The organism is Flavobacterium sp. N1994 (assembly GCF_025947145.1).
Taxonomy (GTDB): domain Bacteria; phylum Bacteroidota; class Bacteroidia; order Flavobacteriales; family Flavobacteriaceae; genus Flavobacterium.
This window is the reverse complement of record NZ_CP109999.1, coordinates 418,317-440,582: the sequence shown is the minus strand read 5'-3', so window position 1 is coordinate 440,582 and position 22,266 is coordinate 418,317. Positions and strand designations below refer to the sequence as shown.

Annotated in this window: 23 protein-coding genes; 11 read left to right on the top strand and 12 right to left on the bottom strand. The window is 34.2% G+C overall.

What is annotated here, in order from left to right:
• The gene (locus OLM53_RS02085) at positions 1–1,890 is read left to right on the top strand and encodes a glycoside hydrolase family 127 protein (protein ID WP_264521407.1); all 1,890 of its coding nucleotides are present in this window, start codon (positions 1–3) and stop codon (positions 1,888–1,890) included.
• A gap of 155 nt (positions 1,891–2,045) precedes the next feature.
• Here OLM53_RS02085 and OLM53_RS02080 read toward each other — a convergent pair whose 3' ends face one another.
• The gene (locus OLM53_RS02080) at positions 2,046–2,846 is read right to left on the bottom strand and encodes an ABC transporter substrate-binding protein (protein ID WP_264521406.1); all 801 of its coding nucleotides are present in this window, start codon (positions 2,844–2,846) and stop codon (positions 2,046–2,048) included.
• A gap of 14 nt (positions 2,847–2,860) precedes the next feature.
• Positions 2,861–3,670 carry an orotidine-5'-phosphate decarboxylase gene (gene pyrF / locus OLM53_RS02075; protein WP_264521405.1) on the bottom strand — a complete coding sequence of 270 codons (810 nt, stop codon included), beginning with the start codon at positions 3,668–3,670 and terminating at the stop codon, positions 2,861–2,863.
• A 253-nt stretch (positions 3,671–3,923) separates the two neighbouring features.
• On the opposite strand from pyrF, the gene OLM53_RS02070 reads away from it, so the two are divergent.
• From OLM53_RS02070 to OLM53_RS02050, 5 genes are all read left to right on the top strand, one after another.
• Positions 3,924–4,481 (top strand): helix-turn-helix domain-containing protein, encoded by a 558-nt coding sequence (locus tag OLM53_RS02070; RefSeq protein ID WP_264521404.1) that lies wholly within the window; start codon positions 3,924–3,926, stop codon positions 4,479–4,481.
• 3 nt (positions 4,482–4,484) lie between these two features.
• Positions 4,485–4,931, top strand: a complete 447-nt coding sequence (locus OLM53_RS02065; RefSeq protein ID WP_264521403.1) for a response regulator — start codon at positions 4,485–4,487, stop codon at positions 4,929–4,931.
• A gap of 8 nt (positions 4,932–4,939) precedes the next feature.
• The gene (locus tag OLM53_RS02060; RefSeq protein WP_264521402.1) at positions 4,940–6,730 is read left to right on the top strand and encodes a CHASE3 domain-containing protein; all 1,791 of its coding nucleotides are present in this window, start codon (positions 4,940–4,942) and stop codon (positions 6,728–6,730) included.
• A 146-nt stretch (positions 6,731–6,876) separates the two neighbouring features.
• Positions 6,877–7,305, top strand: a complete 429-nt coding sequence (locus OLM53_RS02055) for a hypothetical protein (RefSeq protein WP_264521401.1) — start codon at positions 6,877–6,879, stop codon at positions 7,303–7,305.
• A gap of 18 nt (positions 7,306–7,323) precedes the next feature.
• Positions 7,324–7,479 carry a lmo0937 family membrane protein gene (locus tag OLM53_RS02050; protein ID WP_264521400.1) on the top strand — a complete coding sequence of 52 codons (156 nt, stop codon included), beginning with the start codon at positions 7,324–7,326 and terminating at the stop codon, positions 7,477–7,479.
• A 99-nt stretch (positions 7,480–7,578) separates the two neighbouring features.
• Here OLM53_RS02050 and prfA read toward each other — a convergent pair whose 3' ends face one another.
• A complete protein-coding gene (prfA, locus tag OLM53_RS02045) occupies positions 7,579–8,652 on the bottom strand; it encodes a peptide chain release factor 1 (protein WP_264521399.1) in 1,074 nt (357 codons plus the stop codon).
• Positions 8,653–8,804: 152 nt separating this feature from the next.
• Between prfA and OLM53_RS02040 the strand changes: the two genes are divergently transcribed.
• The 4 genes from OLM53_RS02040 to OLM53_RS02025 all read left to right on the top strand — a co-directional run bounded on the left by OLM53_RS02040 (position 8,805) and on the right by OLM53_RS02025 (position 14,169).
• Entirely contained in the window at positions 8,805–10,076 is a 1,272-nt protein-coding gene (locus OLM53_RS02040) for a chloride channel protein (RefSeq protein WP_264521398.1), read from the top strand.
• Positions 10,077–10,212: 136 nt separating this feature from the next.
• On the top strand, positions 10,213–10,701 hold the full coding sequence (locus OLM53_RS02035; RefSeq protein WP_264521397.1) for a DUF6265 family protein: 489 nt from the start codon (positions 10,213–10,215) through the stop codon (positions 10,699–10,701).
• A gap of 175 nt (positions 10,702–10,876) precedes the next feature.
• Positions 10,877–11,971: a cytochrome-c peroxidase gene (locus OLM53_RS02030; protein WP_264521396.1), complete on the top strand. Its 1,095-nt coding sequence runs from the start codon at positions 10,877–10,879 to the stop codon at positions 11,969–11,971.
• 23 nt (positions 11,972–11,994) lie between these two features.
• A complete protein-coding gene (locus tag OLM53_RS02025) occupies positions 11,995–14,169 on the top strand; it encodes a TonB-dependent receptor family protein (protein ID WP_264521395.1) in 2,175 nt (724 codons plus the stop codon).
• Positions 14,170–14,241: 72 nt separating this feature from the next.
• Here the strand turns inward: OLM53_RS02025 and OLM53_RS02020 are convergent, their stop codons facing one another.
• The 3 genes from OLM53_RS02020 to OLM53_RS02010 are packed head-to-tail and all read right to left on the bottom strand — an operon-like array spanning position 14,242 to position 16,223.
• Positions 14,242–15,705 (bottom strand): aminoacyl-histidine dipeptidase, encoded by a 1,464-nt coding sequence (locus OLM53_RS02020; protein WP_264521394.1) that lies wholly within the window; start codon positions 15,703–15,705, stop codon positions 14,242–14,244.
• 15 nt (positions 15,706–15,720) lie between these two features.
• On the bottom strand, positions 15,721–16,014 hold the full coding sequence (locus tag OLM53_RS02015) for a type II toxin-antitoxin system RelE/ParE family toxin (protein ID WP_264521393.1): 294 nt from the start codon (positions 16,012–16,014) through the stop codon (positions 15,721–15,723).
• Positions 16,014–16,223 (bottom strand): hypothetical protein, encoded by a 210-nt coding sequence (locus OLM53_RS02010; RefSeq protein ID WP_264521392.1) that lies wholly within the window; start codon positions 16,221–16,223, stop codon positions 16,014–16,016. Before OLM53_RS02010 ends, OLM53_RS02015 begins: the two co-directional genes overlap by 1 nt.
• A gap of 133 nt (positions 16,224–16,356) precedes the next feature.
• Here OLM53_RS02010 and OLM53_RS02005 point away from each other — a divergent pair, with 133 nt between their 5' ends.
• Complete coding sequence (locus OLM53_RS02005; protein WP_319799855.1) at positions 16,357–17,370, top strand: DUF3810 domain-containing protein; 1,014 nt, start codon at positions 16,357–16,359, stop codon at positions 17,368–17,370.
• Positions 17,371–17,452: 82 nt separating this feature from the next.
• On the opposite strand, the gene OLM53_RS02000 is transcribed toward OLM53_RS02005, so the two are convergent.
• The 6 genes from OLM53_RS02000 to OLM53_RS01975 form a co-directional block, all read right to left on the bottom strand.
• The gene (locus OLM53_RS02000; RefSeq protein ID WP_264521390.1) at positions 17,453–17,995 is read right to left on the bottom strand and encodes a Smr/MutS family protein; all 543 of its coding nucleotides are present in this window, start codon (positions 17,993–17,995) and stop codon (positions 17,453–17,455) included.
• Positions 17,985–18,173, bottom strand: a complete 189-nt coding sequence (locus tag OLM53_RS01995) for a hypothetical protein (RefSeq protein WP_264521389.1) — start codon at positions 18,171–18,173, stop codon at positions 17,985–17,987. Before OLM53_RS01995 ends, OLM53_RS02000 begins: the two co-directional genes overlap by 11 nt.
• Before the next feature lie 69 nt (positions 18,174–18,242).
• The gene (gene rocD, locus OLM53_RS01990) at positions 18,243–19,523 is read right to left on the bottom strand and encodes an ornithine--oxo-acid transaminase (protein WP_264521388.1); all 1,281 of its coding nucleotides are present in this window, start codon (positions 19,521–19,523) and stop codon (positions 18,243–18,245) included.
• Between the two features lie 137 nt (positions 19,524–19,660).
• Positions 19,661–20,917 carry an NRAMP family divalent metal transporter gene (locus tag OLM53_RS01985; RefSeq protein WP_264521387.1) on the bottom strand — a complete coding sequence of 419 codons (1,257 nt, stop codon included), beginning with the start codon at positions 20,915–20,917 and terminating at the stop codon, positions 19,661–19,663.
• Positions 20,918–21,010: 93 nt separating this feature from the next.
• Complete coding sequence (locus OLM53_RS01980; protein WP_264521386.1) at positions 21,011–21,421, bottom strand: OsmC family protein; 411 nt, start codon at positions 21,419–21,421, stop codon at positions 21,011–21,013.
• Positions 21,422–21,558: 137 nt separating this feature from the next.
• A complete protein-coding gene (locus OLM53_RS01975) occupies positions 21,559–22,101 on the bottom strand; it encodes a DUF1697 domain-containing protein (protein WP_264521385.1) in 543 nt (180 codons plus the stop codon).
• Positions 22,102–22,266 lie beyond the last annotated feature (165 nt).

The window sequence follows — 22,266 nt, the reverse complement described above, 5'->3', positions numbered from 1 at the left end:
ATGAAGAAAATAGTGATATTACTTTTCCAATTTCCTTTCCTTATGATAACAGCACAAGAGCAGTTACAACGACTTCCTTTTGGAACTATAAAACCAACCGGTTGGCTCAAAGAACAAATGCAGAAAGACATAAAGGGTTATTTAGGCCACTTAGACCAATTAGTTCCCGATTTGATTAATGATCCTATTTATGGTTCGGGAAGATTGCATAAAAATAGTCAAGTCAAAGATTTAGGCAATCTAAAAGCAGGAGATGTTGAAGGAAGTGAGCAATACAAATGGTGGAATTCAGAAACGCAATCCAACTGGTGGGATGCTTATATTAGAAATGTGTTTATGATTGATGACCAAGCTGGCATTGAAAAAGTTCATCGCTATGTGGAGCGCATTTTGGCAACACAAGATGCCGATGGTTATCTTGGCATTTATGACAAAGAACTTCGGTATCACTTTAGTTCAGAAAATGGCGAATTATGGTCGAAAACAACTTTTTATCGTGGCTTATTAGCTTACTATCAATATACTAAAGATGAAAGGGTTTGGCAAGCGTTAGTTAGAGCTGTAGCTAATGTGATGGAAAATTATCCAATTAATACTTCCAGTCCGTTTAGTTCAGGAGATAAATTTAATGGTGGAGTTTCGCATGGATTGACTTTTACGGATGTGTTAGATAGCATGTACCAAATCACAGGAGATGAAAAGTATACCAAATACGCTTTGTTTTTGTATCAAGATTTTTCCAAAACCTATCAATCGGAATGTGATGTGCAGTTGTCCAATATTTTAAATCCAAACTACAAATTAAAATCGCATGGCGTTCATACCTACGAACATCTAAGACCTTTGATAGTTGCAGCTTATCAAAATGAAGCATTGCAAAAAGCATTGTCTATTTATTTGGAAAGAATCAAAAACACCACCACGCCTACTGGCGGGCCTATAGGAGATGAATGGATAGCAGAACGAACTGCTGATGCCACCCATACAGGGTATGAATATTGTTCGATTCATGAGTTATTAGATAGTTATACTGTATTGCTTCAAAAAACGGGGAACGCAGCTGTTGCTGACCAAGTAGAAACTATATTTTACAATGCAGCTCAAGGTGCTCGAAACCCAAACTATTCCTGTATTGCTTATTTAAAAACAGATAATAGTTATGAAATGTTAGGGACCAAAAACGGAGAAGTAGAACCTGACAGAAAGCAAACTCGGTATAAATATTCTCCAGCACATCAAGATGTGGCGGTCTGTTGTAATCCAAACGCAGGAAGAATATCTCCTTATTTTATTCAATCGTCGTGGATGAAAGAAAATGAAACCACTTTGGTAGCTACACTATTAATGCCAAATGTGTTAGCAACAGTTATTAATGGTTCAAAATTAACTATTGAAAACCAAACCAACTATCCGAATGAAAATACTTTTAATTTTAAAATTCAAATGGATACACCGATAGCTTTTAAACTAAAAATCAGAAGGCCAAGTTGGGTTACCTCTATTGTAACATCTGAAAAATATCAAATGGAGAAAGAGTATATAGTTATTGAAAGAACCTTTACTAAAAATGACAATATCAAACTTGAATTTAAAGCCGATGTTAAAGTGATTACTGATGATAAAGGAGAACATTACTTTTCGTATGGAAGTTTGTTCTATGCTAAAGCGATTTCAGCTATTCAAATTAAAGGAAAAGAATATGCTAAAGGATTTGATGATTTACATTATGAACCTTTGGATACTGTCCGGTTTTCATTCATTGACAATGAGAAGGCACTATATTCTAAAAACACGATAAAGGTGAATTTAAAGAACAGCGTTACTAATAAAATAAGTGAAATGACACTTACTCCTTTTGGCAAAACCATACTAAGGCAAGTTTCTTTCTAAATTTTTAGAAATCAATAACATAAGAATAACAAAAACTTAACATTAAAACTTAAAAGCCCAACGTACATTTGTAGTGTAATAAATTTGGTTTTTTATTATTTTGGTTTGAGGTTAGTTAGTTAAAGAATCCGTTGTTCCCAAAACATCGGATTTTTTTATGCTATACTTTCATGAAGTTTTTTGAAATAGGCAAAAGCTTTTACTACCCTGCTCCCGTACCAAGAAAACATTTCCCCGTCTACAAAAACCGTTTTGGCATGATGGGTAAATCTCCCTAATTCAAAGGCATGTTCATCAGAAAATGGGAAAGGCTCTGAGGAAAGAAATACTACATCAGGATCGCCTTGAATGCGCATTTTTTGAATGATAACTTCAGGATAGCGTTCTTCTCTATTTTCATAAATGTTAGCAAACTTATTGATTTTCAGCATTTCATTAATAAAAGTATTCCCTCCTGCCACCATATAGGGATTGGCCCAAATAAAATAGGCTACTTTTTGAGTTTCTTTATCGCTTATAAAAGTTAGAAATTCATGGTGCGCAAAATTGATTTTATCAATCCATTTCTGAGCTTCGGTTCTTTTGTTGAAGAGATTTCCAAAGTCGGTTATCATTTTCAAATTGTCTTCTAAAGTAATAATATCAGTTACCCAAACTGGACAAATTTTAGACAATTCTTCAACTATTTCAATAGTATTTTCTTCTTTGTTAGCAATAATGATATCCGGTTGCAATAAAGGGATTTTCTCGAAGTGCACTTTCTTGGTTCCTCCGATAATTTTCTTGGTAGATTTAAAATGAAAAGGATGCACGCAGAATTTGGTAATTCCGACAATACTTTCTTCTAAACCCAAATCAAATAGCAATTCAGTTTGCGAGGGCACTAAAGAAATGATTCGTTTGGGTGCGTTTTCAAAAGTATGTTGCGTTCCGAGTTGGTCAACCAATGTTTTCAAAGCGATTATTTATTTTATAGTATAGCTTCCATTTCTTGTTGCATTTTTTGGGCTTCTTCTCTTGCTTTTTGGGCAAAGTCTTTATCTTTTGAAGCGTAAATAATACTTCGAGAAGCGTTTATAAGCAAACCAACTTGTTCGTTCATTCCGAATTTACAAACCTCTTCTAAACTTCCGCCTTGAGCACCCACTCCGGGAACAAGCAAAAAACTATCAGGTATTATTTTACGAATTTCTGTAAAGTATTCTGCTTTCGTAGCGCCTACTACATACATTAGATTTTGTGAGTTCTTCCAAGTTAAAGAAGTCTTGATAACGGTTTTGTATAACTCCTCACCTTCTACTCTCTTAGTTTGGAAATCAAAAGCACCTTCATTAGAAGTCAGCGCCAACATAATCGTGTGCTTGTTTTCAAAAGCTAAAAAAGGTTCAACAGAGTCTTTCCCCATATAAGGAGCCACCGTGATACTGTCAAAATTTAAATCTTCTAAAAAAGCTTTGGCATACATGGTTGAAGTATTGCCAATATCACCTCGTTTGGCATCCGCAATTGTAAAAATCTCAGGATGCTTTTCATTGAGATACTTGATTGTTTTTTGTAATGACATCCATCCTTTTAATCCGTAAGCTTCATAGAAAGCCGTATTGGGTTTGAACGCAACACATAAATCATGAGTAGCATCAATTATGGCTTTGTTGAATTCGAAAATAGGATCTTCTGTTTCTAGAAGATGTTGAGGGATTTTTGTTAAATCCACATCAAGGCCGATGCATAGAAAGGATTTCTTGTGCTGAATTTGTTGTACGAGTTGTTGTGTAGTCATTTTTGTAGTTGTGTGAGGCAAAGTTACAAATTGGAAGCTGAAAAGTGCAAATTTTATAACTTTCCTTGAAAATTCTGTAAAGGCCTAAATATAGTCGTGAAATATCTTTGTAATGCTAACGATTAGTACCTACTACTATATCATTTGGCTAATAATAAAAAGTTAGGGTTAGAGAAAAAGCCGTAATCATTTACGGCTTTTTTGAAGGAAATATTTTGTTACATTTACAAGTAATAACCCAAGTCCATTTTTTATGAAACTCTTTATCAAATTTGACTTTAATGCGGTCTGCCGAAAAGTATTAGAAGAAAAGCTTATCAAATACCAAATAAAACACAAAATTATTGGGTTTGGCGAAGTAGAAATTCTAGAGAAAGTTGAGACAAATATTTTTTCAGAATTAACAGAAGAGTTAAAAGAATATGGTATCGAGATTATTGAGAATCAAAAAAGTATTTTGGTTCAAAAAATTAAAGATACCATTATCGAGATGATTCACAATCCAGAATTAGTACCTCTTAAAAGTTCTGCCTATTTAGTCGAAAAACTGGGGCATAGTTATGGTTATATCTCCAATTTGTTTTCTGATGTTACCTATACTTCGATAGAAAATTATATCATATTGCAAAAAATAGAATATGCTAAACAATTGATGGTTACCAGTGAATTGAGTTTAACAGAAATTGCCTTTAAACTTAATTATTCCAGTGTGGCGCATTTGAGTACTCAATTTAAAAATGTAACGGGTATAACACCCTCTGCTTTTCTGCGTATTATCAAAAAAAGAAGGGAAATAGCACTTAAAAAATAATTTATGGAGAAGGAATATATACATATTATATTGGCTGACGACGACGAAGATGATCGTTTGTTTTTTACCGATGCCTTTGAAGAGTTAAAAATTAATACCAAAGTGAGCACTTTTAATGACGGTGTGGAATTGATGGATTATTTAAATCAGACTGATGCCGTTTTACCTAATGTCCTTTTTTTGGATTTGAATATGCCAAAGAAAAATGGAATTGAATGTCTTCATGAAATTAAAAAAAATGAACGATTTAATGACATTGCTATTGCTATTTTTTCAACCTCTTCTTCAGAGGAACATGTAGAAGAGACCTTTGTCAGTGGTGCCAATATCTATATCAAAAAACCTAGCGATTTTAATACTCTTAAAAAAGTATTGTCGGATGTCGTGACTATTAACTGGCAGTATCATACTTCTGGATTGAACAAAGACAATTTTTTATTAAGAATGTAAATTAAGTTATGACACCAAAAACGTTTTATAAATCTCCTGCCTTTCTTAAGAGCGTTTTTGTCGTTTCGATATTTGCTATATTTTTCATTTCGGCTATTACTTATAAGCATATTAGTATCCTGAATAACTCGTCTAAATGGGTGAATCATTCCTATGATATTAACTTAGAATTAGAGCGCTTATTCTCTTATTTAAAAGATTCCGAAACGGGACAGCGTGGTTTTTTGATTACCAAAGACTCCACTTTTTTAGATCCTTATTTTAAGGCTAAAAAAAATATAGCTCATTCTTTTGCCTTGGTTAAAAAATATACCAAAAATGATCCCGAACAAGAAAACAATGTTAGAAAATTACAGTTTTATATCAATAAAAGACAAAATTATCTTTCTGCTACATTGCATTTATCTTTAAAAAAATCCTTAACGGATAAAGAACTAAAAAGTAAAATCATCATTGGGAAACAAACGATGGATAGCGTTCGGAGTCAGATAAATAAAATGATTGTCTTAGAGAAAAAGACCTTAAAAGAAAGGGAATTAAATTATAAGGATACCATCAAAGTTACCCCCATATTTATTTACATTACTTTACTAATCACGCTCCTTTTAATTTCGGTATCCTATATCCGAATCACTAAAGATTTAGAAAAAATGCAGGTGGCCTACAACCGACTGACCGTTTTAAACGAGTCGAGTAATTTGGCAGAAATGGTTGGTAATTTTGGTAGTTGGCAAATAAATCCAGAGACAAATGAGGTTGTTTTTTCGGATAATATCTATAGATTACTAGGTTGCGAGCCACAATCATTTAAAGCTAATAGAGAAAACTTTCTTAAATATGTGCATCCAGAAGATTTGTTGTCTTTTGATATTAAGTCTATTGACCGAATTGAAAATGACAATTTAACTCCCTACACCTATCGAATTATTAGAAAAGACAAACAACTACGTTATTTTAGAAACACAGGAAGAGTGGTTATCAATCGTTCTGAAAAGAAAATTTTAATTGGCACCACCACTGATGTGACCGATGAAGTCTTAGCTTCTTTATCCTTAGAGCAACAAAACATAGAATTGGAAGCTAGTAATAAGGAGCTTTTGGCATTTACTTATGTTGCCAGTCATGATTTACAGGAACCTTTACGTAAAATTCAAACCTTTGTGTCTAGATTATCCGATAAGGAGTATCATAATCTTTCTGATAGTGGAAAGGAGTTTATAGATAGAATAAATGCTTCCGTTAATAGAATGCGCATTCTTATTGATGATTTACTGCAGTATTCGAGAGCCAATAAAACTGAAAAGGTTTTTGAAAAGGTAAACTTAAATGATTTATTGGAGAATGCTAAATTTGATTTGGCACAATCTATAGAAGAAAAAAATGCAATTATTAAAAATGAAGAGCTGCCTACCATGACGGTTATTCCGTTTCAGATTCAACAATTGTTTATCAACATCATTGGTAATTCATTGAAGTATAGTAAACAAAATGAGGTACCAACAATCAAAATTTCATCTAAAAAAGTAGTAGCTTTTGAAGAAGAAAAAATACCCAAAAACACCAAGGATAAATTCTACAAAATCACTTTTGAAGATAACGGAATTGGTTTTGAACAAGAATATGCTGAAAAAATATTTGTCCTATTCAATAGACTTCACAACAAAAATGAATATGCTGGAACTGGTATTGGATTAGCTATTTGCAAAAAAATAGTCGAGAATCACAAGGGATTTATTTTTGCTGAGGGCAAACCCAACAAAGGCTCTATCTTTACCATATACCTTTCTGAAGATTGTTAAATCCACATCCTTCTTATCCTTATTTACTGTATTGCTTTTTGTCCCCTTTAATGTAAATTTTATAACTATTTTAAGAATTGTTATAACAAAAGAATTGTTTTTGGATTGCACCTTTGTACTATAATAAATTAATACAATTTGTCCCAATGAAAAAGTCAATTATAATCATGCTTTTAGTGGTTAAAGCATTGACCGCTAATGCTCAGAACAAAAATGAAAAGACAGTAATCTTTTCGGATGACGCTTCCTCTATATGTAATGATAGCTCAGGCTCTGGAAAAAATACAACTTCCTATTATTACTTTCCCAATATGCAAGTCTATTTTGATTTAGAAAAAAAGATGTACCATTATCAAGTTGGTAAAGATTGGTTAACATCAGAAGAGTTGCCCTTATATTATGGAGGTTATTCGTTATTTAAAAACGAAAGAGTTATGGTATACATTGCAAAAGATGAAGCTCCTCAAAACTATATTAAACAACACCGCAAAGAATTTCCATACAATCCAAAAGGAAGAATCAAAAGGCCTTCTTCAGCCATGGTTCCTGAAAATTCAACTGCTTCACTACAATAAAATCAAAATTAAATTACAATGCAAAATTTACTTTATACCCTTGCCGTTGTATTAGTAATCCTTTGGGCTTTAGGATTCTTCGTATACAACTTGGGATGGATAATTCATATTTTATTACTGATAGCCGTGATAGCGATATTACTTAAAATCATTAAAGGAAAAGAGATCCTGTGAAGAATGTAATCATCAATTAATAAAAAAAAAGTTGTATTTGAGTTTTAACCAATTTAATAAGCAAAAAAAAAGGCTAACTTACTGTTAGCCTTTTCTATTTTAGAAAACTTCGCTTTCTTTTAATTTCTCCATGTTATTGACCATTTGAAGTTCGTCAACAAATTTTTGAATTTTCCCATTCATTACTCCATCCATATCAAAAACATCTAATCCTATTCTATGATCTGTTACACGACCTTGTGCATAGTTGTAAGTACGGATTTTAGCAGATCGGTCACCTGAACTTACTTGAGAAGTACGTTTGGTAGCATCTTCCGCTTGTTTTTTGGCTAATTCTTGTTCGTATAAACGGGAACGCAATACTTCTAAAGCTTTATCTTTATTTTTATGTTGGGATTTTTGGTCCTGACATTGCGCTACTAATCCCGTTGGAATGTGTGTTAAACGCACAGCCGATTTTGTAGTATTAACGGATTGTCCACCAGGTCCTGAGGAACAGAAGAAATCCACACGAACATCGTTCATATCAATTTGTACGTCAAATTCTTCCGCTTCTGGCAAAACCATAACAGTGGCTGCTGAAGTATGTACACGTCCTTGTGTTTCCGTTTGAGGTACCCGTTGTACACGATGAACTCCCGCTTCAAACTTTAGTGTTCCATAAACATCTTCACCGGTTACTTCAAAAATGACCTCTTTGAAACCACCCGATGTTCCTTCATTCATATCCACAACCGAAGTTCTCCAACCACGGCTTTCACAGTATTTGGTATACATTCTAAATAAATCTCCAGCGAAAATGGAAGCCTCGTCTCCACCTGTTCCAGCACGAATCTCCACCATGACGTTTTTAGCATCTTCTGGATCTTTTGGAATCAACATAAATTTGATTTCTTCTTCCAATTCTGGTAAACGATCTTTGGCTTCGTCTAATTGCATCTTGGCCATTTCTACCATTTCGGCATCCGAACCATCAGCGATAATTTCGTTGGCTTCTTCTATATTTCCAGTAATGTTAATTAGCTCTTCCCGTTTTTCCATTAACGCTTTTAGCCCTTTGTATTCCTGATTTAACTGCACATAACGTTTCTGATCAGAGATAATATCAGGTTGAATAATCAAATCCGAAATCTCATCGAAACGTTGTTTTACATATTGCAATCTTTCTAACATAGTGTATTCTTTATTTTCGAGTGCAAAAGTACAAAAAAAGTGTTCAGTTTATAGTCTTTGATTATCAGATTTTTTAGGACAGTTTTATGACTGTATTGACTGTTTTTTGGATAATGATTTAGTAGTTTTGTAAAACACACTCAATCCAAAAGATGCATTTCACAAAAATTAGAAGTCGATATCATTTCCATTTATTCCAAAAACTAGTACTTGCTTCTCTTTTAATTGGTTTTCTTTCTACATTTTTGAGTCTAGCTTTAAAGCACATTACTGAAAAATACGAATCCATTTTATTTTTTAAGGCATCAACCAATTGGATTTATTTCTTACTCTTTCCTATTTTAGGATTGTCAGTAATTTATTTATTACGTCACTATTTGTTTCAAAAAAAAGCGAACAAAGGTATTACTGAAATTTTTGAAGCAATTCAATCAAAATCAAAACAATTGCCTTTGTACAAAATTCCGTCACATTTTATTAATGGTATAGTGACCGTAATTTTTGGGGGTTCCACAGGCATTGAAGTTTCAACAGTTGTTGCTACAGCTGCTATTGGCAATACAACCTCAAAAAAGGATAAGCTTTTAAGCAATTATAAAACGGAACTCATTTGTGCTGGTATTACTGCTGGAATAACTGTCTTATTTTCTAGTCCCATAGCAGGAATTTTATTTTCTATGGAAGTTATTACTAAAAAAAGAAATTGGGTTTTCTTTTTAACCAACGGCATAGCATTATTAACCTCGCTGGGTCTACTATTATTTGTAGATGAAAAACCTTTGTTTGCCATCACCATTACTACTTGGCATGTACATGCTATTCCCTATTTTATTTTACTTGGTATTTTGGCTGGATTGAACTCTGTTTATCTGACAAAAATGGTATTGTTTTTTAAATTACAATTCGGAAAGATTCCCTTTCACTATCACAGAATTTTGTTAGGAGCTACCATTTTAACCATTTGCTTGCTTCTATTACCACAATTGTATGGAGAGGGATACTCAGCTGTAAAAGGATTATTTAGTCAAGCCAATTCTTCAATCACTTTACTTTCCATAGCAACCTTAGTTGGGGTCATACTATTAAAACCTGTAATTACTTCAGCAACTTTGGCCGCTGGTGGTGATGGTGGTGTTTTTGCACCAAGTTTAGTAATTGGTGCTTTCTTGGGTTTTTTTGTTGCTACCATTATAAACCATTCCTTTCATGCCAATGTTATTCCTATGAATTTTGTTGTTATCGGTATGGCTGCTGTTTTAAGTGCTAGTATTCAAGCACCTTTTACAGCTTTGTTTTTAGTTTGTGGAATGATTCATAATTATACACTATTCTTCCCGCTTTTAATGGTGTGTTTGATTGCTAAACAAACTTCAAAAATGATTTTTCCGTTTACAGTATACAACTATAATGCTTCTCTTAAGTAGAAATCTATACTGCCAAAATTAAAGAGTTAAAATTCATTAAAAGAACTAATTTTCTAAAACAAAAAAAGCCTTTTTATTCAAAATACCATTATCAAAAATAAGTTTGTTAATTTTACGCTTTACTAACTAAAAAAATATGAAATCTTTTAAAACCGTTTTATTATCAACCATAATCATACTTTGTTTTGTCTCTTGCAAAAACAGTACTTCCCATAAAAAATTTGACAAACTAGATAAAATGAATTGGCTCCTTGGGCATTGGGAACAAAAACTTCCTGATGGTACATTGACTGAAAACTGGGAAATAGCAAATGACAGTACCTTTACTGGTCAGAGTTATTTTATTACTTCAAAAGACACAGTACATTTTGAAAGTATCCAATTGATACAAAAGAATGAAGAACTAATCTATAACGCCACCGTACAAGGGCAGAATAATGATGAACCTGTTAGCTTTAAACAAACCTCTGATGCTGAAAATGTATTCACATTTGAAAATCCAAAACATGATTATCCTCAAAAAATCGTCTATAAAAAAATAAATGATACTAATTTGATTGCCACTATATCTGGTAAACAACTAGGAAAAGAAAGTCAAGAAAGCTACCCTATGAAGAAGAAATAACTCCTTTTATCCGCTTAAATAGAACAAAACCTTACTCCTTAGTAAGGTTTTTTTGTTTGTAAATAATACTAAATCAAACAGATAAAAATATTATTTATATTTATTCTAAATAAACTTTGTTGTTTGAGTTTCCGTAATTATATTTGCATCATTATTTTTAATTATTCTAAATAAAATGAAATCATATTTGCATTTTCTATCCTTATTTATACTATTTACAAGTTGCACTGATGATAAAAGCAATTACGAAATAGTCCCAAGTGAAAAAAATCAAGTGGGTAAGGCTATCTTTTTTGACACCAATTTATCCAATCCAATAGGACAAGCTTGCGCTTCCTGTCATGCCCCTGAAAAAGGATTTAGCGACCCTGCAAACAATGCTATATCACAAGGCATACTGACTAATAACTTTGGAAATAGAAATGCCCCTAGTTTATCGTACACTATATTTTCACCAAGTCGCTATTACAATGCTATTGATGAAACCTTTGTTGGTGGGTTATTTCTTGATGGACGATCGACTAGTTTGCAAGAACAATTTATTCACCCCCTATTAAACCCTTTAGAAATGAATAATACGTCCGTTCATGACGTAGCAGAGAAAATAAAACAAGCGATATATTTTCCTAAACTAACAAGTATTTATGGAACACTACAATCCGATATTGAAATTCTAAATGCTGTTGCCGATGCAGTGGCGAGTTATGAAAAATCGAGAGAGGTCAATTCGTTTACTTCCAAATTTGATTACTATTCTCGTCAAATGATATCTTTTACAGAGGATGAAAAAAAAGGTCTAGCGCTTTTTGCAGGTAAAGCCCAATGTGCTAACTGTCATATTTTAGATGAAGATGAAAATACAGGAAAAGTTTTGTTTACCGACTTTACTTATGACAATATTGGAGTACCCAAAAACCAAACTAATCCATTTTATACACAACCGACTTCTATTAATCCAGCTGGAAACAATTATATTGATTTAGGTATTGGTGCCTTAGTTGGTCAGGCTCAACATAATGGTAAATTTAAAGTTCCTACTCTTCGTAACATAGCTATTACAGGACCATATTTTCATAATGGCTCGTTTTCAACACTCAAACAAGTAATCCATTTTTATAATACTAGAGATCTAAATACTGGTGAATTTGGTCCTGCAGAAGTACCTCAAAATGTAAATACCGAAGAATTAGGTAACCTTCAATTAACGGCTGAGGAAGAATATCAACTAGAAAAATTCCTTGAAACGCTTACCGATCATTACAGACAATAATTTTAACTATACTTAATACAATCATGAATTTCAATAGAATTATCCTTACGGCATTAGTATTTGGCTCTGTTCATTTTGTCAATGCTCAAGTGAAAGACACAATCAATAAACTCAACGAAGTTAAAGTAAAAGGATTTAAAACCGTAAACGGATTAGGTCATTTACCTGATACCAAAAATGGAATTATTTACGCTGGTAAAAAAAGTGAAGTGATTCTCATTGATAGCCTCGATGCCAATAAAGCCATAAACAATACTCGTCAAATTTTAGGAAGAGTGCCTGGCTTAAATATTGTAGAAACCGAAAGTAGCGGTTTTACTGCCAACGGAATTGCCACTCGTGGATTAAATCCAACTCAAAGTATCGAAATGAATACTCGTCAAAATGGATACAATATTAGTTCCGATGTTTATGGTTATAACGAATCTTACTATTTGCCTCCAATGGAAGCTGTCAGTAGAATAGAATTGGTTCGTGGAGCATCATCCTTACAATTTGGTTCCCAATTTGGAGGTTTGGTAAATTATGTTATCAAAGAAGCTCCCATAAACAAACCGTTTGAATTCATTACCTCACAAACTATTGGAAGCTACGGATTGTACAATTCGTTTAATTCTATTGGTGGGAATTATAAAAAGTGGAGTTATTATGCCTTTTTACAATACCGTAACATAGATGGTTACAGACCTAATAGTGAACAAACACAAGTTTCAGGATTCGCAAAAATACAATACAACGCCTCTGAAAAATGGAATTTTGGTGTTGAGTATTCTTTGCTTCGTAATAAAATTAAAATGCCAGGTGGATTAACTGATGCCCAATTTAATTCAGATGCAAGTCAGTCTACCCGTAGTAGAAACTGGCTAAAAACTCCTTGGAATATTATTACGGCATTTGCAAATTACACTCCTTCTAAAAACAGTACATTGAGCATTAAATCAAGTTATTTATTTAGTAGTCGTTCTCTAGTATGGCGAAACGAAGATGGCGGACCAGAAGCTGTTGATGCTATAGACCCTGATACCAATGCTTATGTACCAAGAGAGGTTGGTATTGAAAATATGAACAATGTAACCACTGAAATTAGGTACTCGCAAAACTATACACTAGGAAACCAACAATCAACTCTTGCTAGTGGAATTCGTCAAAGTTATGCCTGGTTTACCCGTCAAGGAGGTGGTGAAGGTACCACAGGAAGCGACTTTGATTTATCAATTACAGGCAATTGGGGGTATGATTTAGATTTTACTACTACTAATGTGGCACCGTTTGTAGAAAATATTTTCAGAGTATCTAAAAACTTTACGGTAACTCCAGGATTTCGATTGGAGTATTTAAGAAGTACTTCTAAAGGAAGTAAAGAAGTAGAAGGCGATATCCAAATTTCTGATGAAATTCGCAACCGAACTTTTGCTTTAGCAGGAATTGGATTAGAATACAAAACTTCAAAAAACAGTAGTGTTTACGCCAATTTTAGTCAGGCCTATAGACCAATAGATTACAGCCAATTAGAGCCTTTTGGGGTAACCTCTAAAATAGACCCCAATCTTAAAGATAGTGATGGTTACAACAGTGATTTGGGGTATCGTGGTACCATTAAAAATTATTTGAATTTTGACTTCAGTGGATTTTATTTGGGGTACAACAAACGAATTGGGGTAACGCTTGAAACTGATCCTATTACCGGTGATTTGTATTCCATTAGAAAAAATATTGCTAATAGCGTTCACAAAGGAATTGAAAGTTATGTAGAATTTAATTTCTTAAAATATTTCAATGCCAATTCGGATTACGGGTTAAGTCTTTTTAATTCCTTTGCTTATGTGGATGCTAAATATACTTCAGGAGAATACTCAGGAAAACGTGTGGAAGCCGCAACTAAAATCATCAATCGTGTAGGTTTGATTTTTAATACTAGCAAATTATCTACTACATTTCAAGTCAATTATGTAGGCGATGCTTTTGGTGATGCCTCTAATGTAGCAACAAGTACCGATCCTGTGGCGGGTTATATTCCGGCTTACACGGTATTAGACTTTAGTGGCAGTTATAAAATCAATAATTTTGCTTTGAAATTTGGTGTCAATAATTTAGCCGACAAACATTACTTTACTCGTAGAACCGATGAATATCCTGGTCCCGGAATTATCCCAGCTGTTGGCCGAAGTTTGTATCTAGGATTTACAGCTAAGTTTTAAAAGAAATTAGTTTATAAAACAAAACCTCGTTTATTTCTAAACGAGGTTTCTCTTTTCTCTTTCTTCATTCTTCTATTTTCTCTCTGGAATATTAGCCAAAATCTCTAAATAAAACTTCCAGAATTTTTGTGACGATTTGATAGAGGCTCTTTCATCTGGACTGTGAGCTCCATGAATAGTTGGTCCAAAAGAAATCATATCCATTCCTGGATAATTGGTTCCTAAAATACCGCATTCTAATCCGGCGTGACAAGCTACCACATTAGGTTTTGCTCCGTTTTGTTTTTCATAAATGCCCACTAATAAATCTAGTATTTCTGATTTTACATTTGGAGTCCAACCAGGATAACTTCCTCCAAACTCTACTTCACAACCAAATAATTCATACGCAGAACGCAACCCATTGGCCAAATCAAACTTAGAGCTTTCCACAGAAGAACGCGTTAAGTTTTGAATAGAAATACTACCGTCTTTCACGACCACTTTCGATATGTTATTAGAAGTTTCCACCAAGTCCGCCATATCTGCACTCATTCGGTAAACCCCATTATGGGCTGCATAAAGAGAACGAAGCAGTCCTTCTTGAACACCTAAATCCATTACTTTAGAAGGCAAATCGCTTTTGTTGATTTCAATGGTTAAATTAGGTTCTGTGGTTTTGAATTCAAATTTAATATCATTGATGATTTCTTGCATATCAAATACAAAAGCCTCATCATACATTCCAGCCACAATTACTTTCGCTACACTTTCACGCGGAATCGCATTGCGCAAACTTCCACCAGCTATTTCTGAAATCTGTAACCCAAAATTCTCAAATCCGTCAAACAATAAACGGTTCATGATTTTGTTTGCATTTCCTAACCCTTTGTGAATGTCCATTCCAGAGTGACCACCATTCAACCCTTTAACAGTAATGGTATAACCTACAGAGCCTTCAGGAACTTCCTCTTCAGTATAGCTTCGAGTTGCTGTTACGTCTACTCCACCTGCACATCCAATATCAATTTCATCATCTTCTTCAGTATCTAAATTCAATAGAATTTCTCCTTTTAAAATTCCACCTTTCAAGTTCAACGCTCCAGTCATTCCCGTTTCTTCATCTATAGTAAATAAAGCGTCAATCGCTGGATGCGGAATGTCTTTGCTTTCCAAAATAGCCATGATTGCGGCTACTCCTAACCCATTATCAGCACCAAGTGTAGTTCCTCGTGCACGAACCCAGTCGCCATCCACAAACATGTCAATCCCTTGCGTGTCAAAGTCAAAATTAGTATCGTTATTTTTTTGATGTACCATATCCAAATGCCCTTGAAGCACAATAGTTTTACGGTTTTCCATTCCTGGGGTGGCTGGTTTACGGATGATTACGTTTCGGATTTCATCTTCAAAAGTTTCTAACCCTAGGCTATTTCCGAAGTCTTTCATGAATTCAATCACACGCCCTTCTTTCTTAGATGGACGAGGTACTGCGTTCAAATCGGCAAATTTATTCCAAAGCACTTTAGGTTCAAGGTTTCTAATTTCTTGGCTCATTATAATTTTAGTTTGTTATTTAGGATATTTTTTTGGGTTCAATGAAGTATTGAAAACAGCAACTATGTACACTATTTTCTTTTCTTCATCAGTAAAATAAAAGATTATGAAGGGGAATTTTTGAATTGGAAGACCGCGATAGTCTTTAAATCTAATTTGGAATAACGGATTTTTACTTAAAACTTCAATGTGTTCTTCTAAAGTTTGGAAAAAATAAGCCCCTAAACCTTTTTGTTTAAAATCATAATAATCAACCGCATCTTGAATATCAATAATTGCTCTAGGTTCAATTACAATTTTATAACTCATTATTTTGATTTAAAACGAATTTGATTTTTAACTTCTTCCCAAGATAAATAATCCTCAGTATTGGAAGTTGCTCTTCTTTCGTCTAATAAGTCTTTCATCTCTTGATTTATAGAAAAATCAGTCACAATAGGCTCATAATTAAATTTTTCTATCAATTTCATAAAAAAACCCAATTCGTCATCTGGAATATTTAAAGTGATTTGTGTCATAAATCCAATATTGAATTACAAATTTACAAAAAAAGAGTTATGCGTTGGGCTATAATACCTATTTTTATAACAAATTAGTACTGTGAAAAGAAAAAACATTCTCCCACTTTTTCTACTATTCCAAATTCTTTTCTTGAAGATCTTGGCTTTCTTTCCTGAACTAGTGGAGCATTATTACAGTAATGGACTTTATGTTTTTACTTCAAGAATAGAACGTACTATTTTGGGCAAACTACCTTTTTCGTTTGGTGATGTTTTATACGGAATCCTACTTATTTATTTACTTATTTCCATTTGGAAAACCCGAAAAGAGTGGCGCAATAACAAGAAAGATATATTTTTAAAGGTGTTGAGCGGCTTTTCCATTTTTTATTTTTTGTTTCATTTGCTTTGGGCCACCAATTATTATCGAGTGCCGTTATATGAAAAAATGAACATTAAAAGAGAATACACTAACGAAGATTTATATGATTTCACTAAAAAACTAATTGCCAAAACCAATGAAGTCCAATTCCAAATCACTCACGATAAAAATAAAAAAGTAACCAATCCGTATTCTCAAGATAGCATCTTTAAAATGACCGAAAATGGATATGCTACTTTAGCTAAAGAGTACCCTTTTTTTAAGTATGAAATTCCAAGTCGAAAGAAATCTTTATTCAGTTTGCCTCTTACTTATATGGGGTTTGGTGGGTATTTGAATCCGTTTACCAATGAATCTCAAGTGAATTACAAATTACCTATGTACGGTTTCCCCAATGTAATCTGTCACGAAATGGCGCATCAAATTGGCTATGCTAGTGAAAGTGAATGCAATTTTATAGGGTTTATGGCCTGCATTAAAAACAAGGATTTGTATTTTCAATATTCGGCTTATTCTAATGCGCTACGCTATTGTTTAGAGAATATCGTGATGAAAGATGAAGCCAAGTTTAAAGAATTCAAACCTACTATCAACTCAGGAATCATAGAAAACTTTAAAGAAAGTGATCGCTTTTGGAAACAATATGACACTTTTATTGACAAAGGATTTCATTTATTTTACGACCAATTTCTCAAAGCCAATCAACAGCAAGATGGTTTAGAAAGCTACAGTAAATTTGTTGATTTATTGATTAACTATTATAAAGAAAAAGAACTAAAGTAAAAAATTACGAATTACGAATTACGAATTAATAATAATAAAATTTATTTCTTTTCTCTTGTCTCTTGCTTCTTTCCTCTTACTTCTACCTCACATTCTGCTTAAAGTAAACTTCCGTTGCGCCCAGTCCATACTTTTGATAATTAGCATCTTGAAAAGAAATATTATCGTATCGTCCTAACATAAAATCGAGCTCCGATTTAAGGACACCTTCTCCTACTCCGTGAATGAAAACTATCTTGGGAATTCGGTTGCGTATGGCGAATTCGATATGCCGTTTTGCCGTTTCCATTTGCAAGGTTAGGATGTCATAGTTACTCATAGCCTTATAGTTTTTGACCAGCTTTTCTATATGCAAATCAAATTCGGGTGGTGGAATCTCTTTTTTGTTTTTTTTCTCTTTATTGATGTAGTTGGGCTTAGAAACTTCTTTTACGCTAATCACCTGACTTTTATTAAAAGAAAAATTCATAGTATCCGTAGTCCCTATTTTGATTAACTCACTGCTTTTAAACGTCAAGTTAAAACCATCCGTAGTTTCTATAGTGACATCCAGCCCTTTTACTTCTACTACAACCCCATCAATAGCATCGTCTAAAACCGAAACTTTATCGCCTTTATTCATCATCTTTCTCCTCGTTTTCCTCTTGGTGTTTACTAGGCGTTTTGCCGCTTAATTGCATCATACCATACATGAATACTGCTATGGCACCACATAAAATATAAATATTGGGCTTGTCTTTGGATTGCTCAAACAAACCCACAATGATGGCGACAAACATAAAAGGCAACACCAGTTTTTTCATGTGAAAAAATATATAGTTCAAAAATATAAAAAAACCAGCTCTATTAGCTGGTTTTCTTTACAATATCTTTTACTTTTCGAATTGTTGTAAGGTCTTAATAATAATCGACACACAATCTAATAGTTGTTCTTCGTTCATTACTAAAGGTGGCGCAAAGCGGATGATATTTCCGTGTGTAGGTTTGGCCAACAAGCCATTATCGCGTAAAGCCATACAGATGTTCCAAGCGGTATCACTCTCTTCTGTATCATTAATCACTACTGCGTTAAGCAATCCTTTTCCACGAACTAAAGTCGCAATATTGGAAGTGGTAATGTATTCGCCAATTCTTTCTCGGAATAGTTTTCCTAATCTTCTTGCGTTTTGAGCCAAATGTTCTTCGCTAACTACATCCATAGCCGCAATAGCTACAGCACCTGCAATAGGGTTTCCACCAAAAGTAGAACCATGTTGTCCTGGCTTGATGACATTCATTATCGCATCATTAGCCAAAACCGCTGATACTGGATAAGCACCTCCTGATAATGCTTTTCCTAGGATTAAGATATCTGGAGTGACATAAGTGGCTTGCTTTTCGCATTTATTTTCACAACTGCAATTCCCACAAACGGCTAACAAAGAACCCGTTCTGGCAATACCTGTTTGTACTTCATCAGCAATGAATAAAACATTGTTTGCAGCACATAATGCTTTGGCTTTTGCCAAATAATCTTCGCTTGGCACATACACTCCAGCTTCTCCTTGAATCGGTTCTACTAAGAATCCAGCTATGTTTTTTGATGAAGTGATAGCTTTTTCTAGGGCTTCAATATCATCGTAAGCGATTTTTATAAAACCTGCTGTATACGGACCGAAGTTTTTACGAGCATTTTCATCATTTGAAAACGAGATGATTGTAGTAGTTCTTCCGTGGAAGTTCCCTTCACAGACAATAATTTGAGCCTCATTTTCAGCAATACCTTTCTTTTCATAAGCCCATTTTCTACACAGTTTCAAAGCCGTTTCTACTGCTTCTGCTCCTGTGTTCATAGGTAATACTTTATCAAAACCAAAATACTTGGTAATGTATTCTTCGTAAACACCTAATTTATCATTGTAAAAAGCTCTCGAGGTTAGCGTCAACGTTTGCGCCTGTTCCATCATAGCGCCTACAATCTTTGGATGACAATGGCCTTGATTCACTGCCGAATAAGCCGAAAGAAAATCATAATACTTTTTACCTTCTACATCCCAAACATAGACTCCTTCTCCTCTGCTCAAGACTACCGGTAACGGATGGTAATTGTGGGCACCATACTTGTCTTCTAAAGCAATCGCTTCGGCGGAACTCATTTTTTCTAAAACTGACATTTTTTTTATTTTAAATTCTTTAATATCAATTCCTTCTTATTGGAGAGAAATCATCCATATCTTCAACAAAAGTATAATTTAATTGTGAATTGTGAATTATGAATTGTGAATTGTTACTTTCTTCTACTTTATTTTCATCACGTTGCAAATTGCAAATACAACAAGGCTACTCCAGCCACCGTCATGATGATTAAGGCGGCGAATCCTAAAATATTGGATAATCTACTATTAGTAAAATTACCCATTACGGCTTTGTTATTGGAAATATGAAGGATAATAGCAATTAAAACGGGTGCTGTTAATCCGTATAGGATAGCGGTGTATATCAGGGCTTTTACTGGGGAAATGCCGATGTAATTTAGTGACAATCCTAATAACAACGAAATCGCAATTACAATATAAAAGGCTTTGGCTTCGTGGAATTTTTTATCCAAGCCTTGCTCCCATCCGAAAGTCTCGGTAATGATATACGATATGGAACCACTTAATACGGGAATGGCTATCAATCCGGTACCAATTACCCCAATAGCAAACAACAAATAAGCAAAGTTTCCCGCTAAGGGTTTTAAAGCCGCAGCCGCTTGTTCTACCGTATCAATTTGATGAATACCCGCTTTGTATAACACCGTTCCTGTAGTAAGGATGATAAAATACATTACAAAGCCTGAGAACGACATCCCAAAATCGACATCTTGTTTCATGTCTTGGATGATTTTCTTATTGACTATTAAATGACGCTTTTTGTTTTTCATTTCTTCTACTTCCACCGAAGCTTGCCAGAAGAACAAATACGGAGAAATAGTAGTCCCCAAAATACCCACTAAAATGGCAATAAAGTTCTTATCCATTTTGAGGGTCGGAATAAAAGTGGCTTTGGCTATGGCTACAAAATCTTGATGGTATAAAAAAGGCACAATAAAATACACCAACATTACAATACACAAGTATTTTAAAACCGCCGCTATCTTCACATACGGCAAGTAAATAATCAGTCCCAATAAAAGAAGGGTAAAAAAGACACTAAAAAACGAAGCATCAATAGACGGAAATAATAAATTCCCTACCGCTCCCATTCCGGCAATATCGGCACCAATGTTCATGATGATGGCTGGAAAACTAAACAACAACATCAAATACAACACCGATTTATGGTAATGGGTTTTCAAAGCGCCTGTTAATCCTTGTGAGGTCACCAACCCAATCTTAGCACACATTTGCTGAATGGCTGCCATCAAAGGAAACGCTACAATAGAGGTCCATAAAGTTGAAAGTCCGTAAGCGGCTCCTGCTTGTGAGTAAGTAGCAATCCCTGAAGGATCATCATCGCTGGCACCTGTTATCAATCCGGGACCTAATACTTTCCAAAAACGCTGTAATTTATTGGCTTTCTTCACATGAGTTTATTTTAGGCTAATTTACGTTTTAAACGACAAAAACCCTCATTCCTAAGAAAGAAATGAGGGCTTAACTTTATAATTTTTGTTTACTTACACTAGCATAGCGCTAGAAGAAATCGCTGTATTCAATAACTTAGAAATCGGGCAGTTTTTCTCTGCTTTAGTAACTAGTTCTTGGAAAGTCTCATTAGTAATACCCGGAATCTTAGCTTCAACAGTTAAATGAGAGCTTACGATAGATCCGTTTTGAAAATCAATATCGCATTTGGTTTGAATGCTATCAGCGACAAAACCTGCTTCACCAATAAAAGCCGATAACTGCATTGAGAAACATCCGGAATGAGCCGCAGCAACCAACTCTTCTGGGTTAGTACCAACTCCGTCTTCAAAACGAGAGTTGAATGAGTATTGTGTATTGTTCAATGTAGTACTTTGGGTAGTAAGAGTTCCTTTTCCTTCTTTTACAGAACCTTTCCAAACGGCGGTGGCATTTCTTTTCATTGTTGAGTTGTTTAAAGTTTAGCCAAATTTAAGCATAGCACTTTACCCAAACGTTATAGAATTATTGTTATTTCTAATAGAGTTATTGTCTTTATCTTGCTTCTTGACTCTTGCTTCTTGACTCTTTCTTCTTGCTTCTAACTTTCAAACATTTCCAACAACTTATTCACCGTATTCCAATTCCGTGTAGTAGAAACCACATTCATGCTTTTCTCTATCCATTTGTTGTCCAATTTGGTTTTGGCGGGTGAGATGTCGTATTTTAAGTAAATCCGTTTACCATCGAGTTGGATTTCGTCGGGATGGATGAAGTTTAAGTTGAGTTGGGTAATCATATTCTCGGGCAACTCGGAGGAGATAAAAGAAACATACAGTTTTTTCAAATCAACGCCTTCGTCATTCAAGAAATTATTGCGGTCTAAACACGCTTGCAAATCTTCTTTGCCAATGACAATCACTGGTACATCGTGTCCAAACTCCTTAAAGATTTCTTGTTTAATAAGAAAGCCCACCTTGGCCGGACTCTCCTCCTCGGAAGTAACAAAAACGTTCCCCGATTGGATATAAGTCACCACATTAGTAAAACCAATGTATTCTAAAGCTTTTTTCAAAGCCGCAATATTTATCATTTTGTGTCCAGAGACGTTAATGCCGCGGAGAAGGGCTAAGTGGGTTGTCATGAATTAGATTATATTTTAAATTAATAATCCCGTAGGGATTTAATATTGGTAGAAAAAATTGGCAAACATTATTAAAAATCCTGTAGGGATGCTATTTTTAATGTTGAAATCTTACATTCTGCTATTATACCATCCCTAAAGGGATTTTAATTTTATGGTAATTTA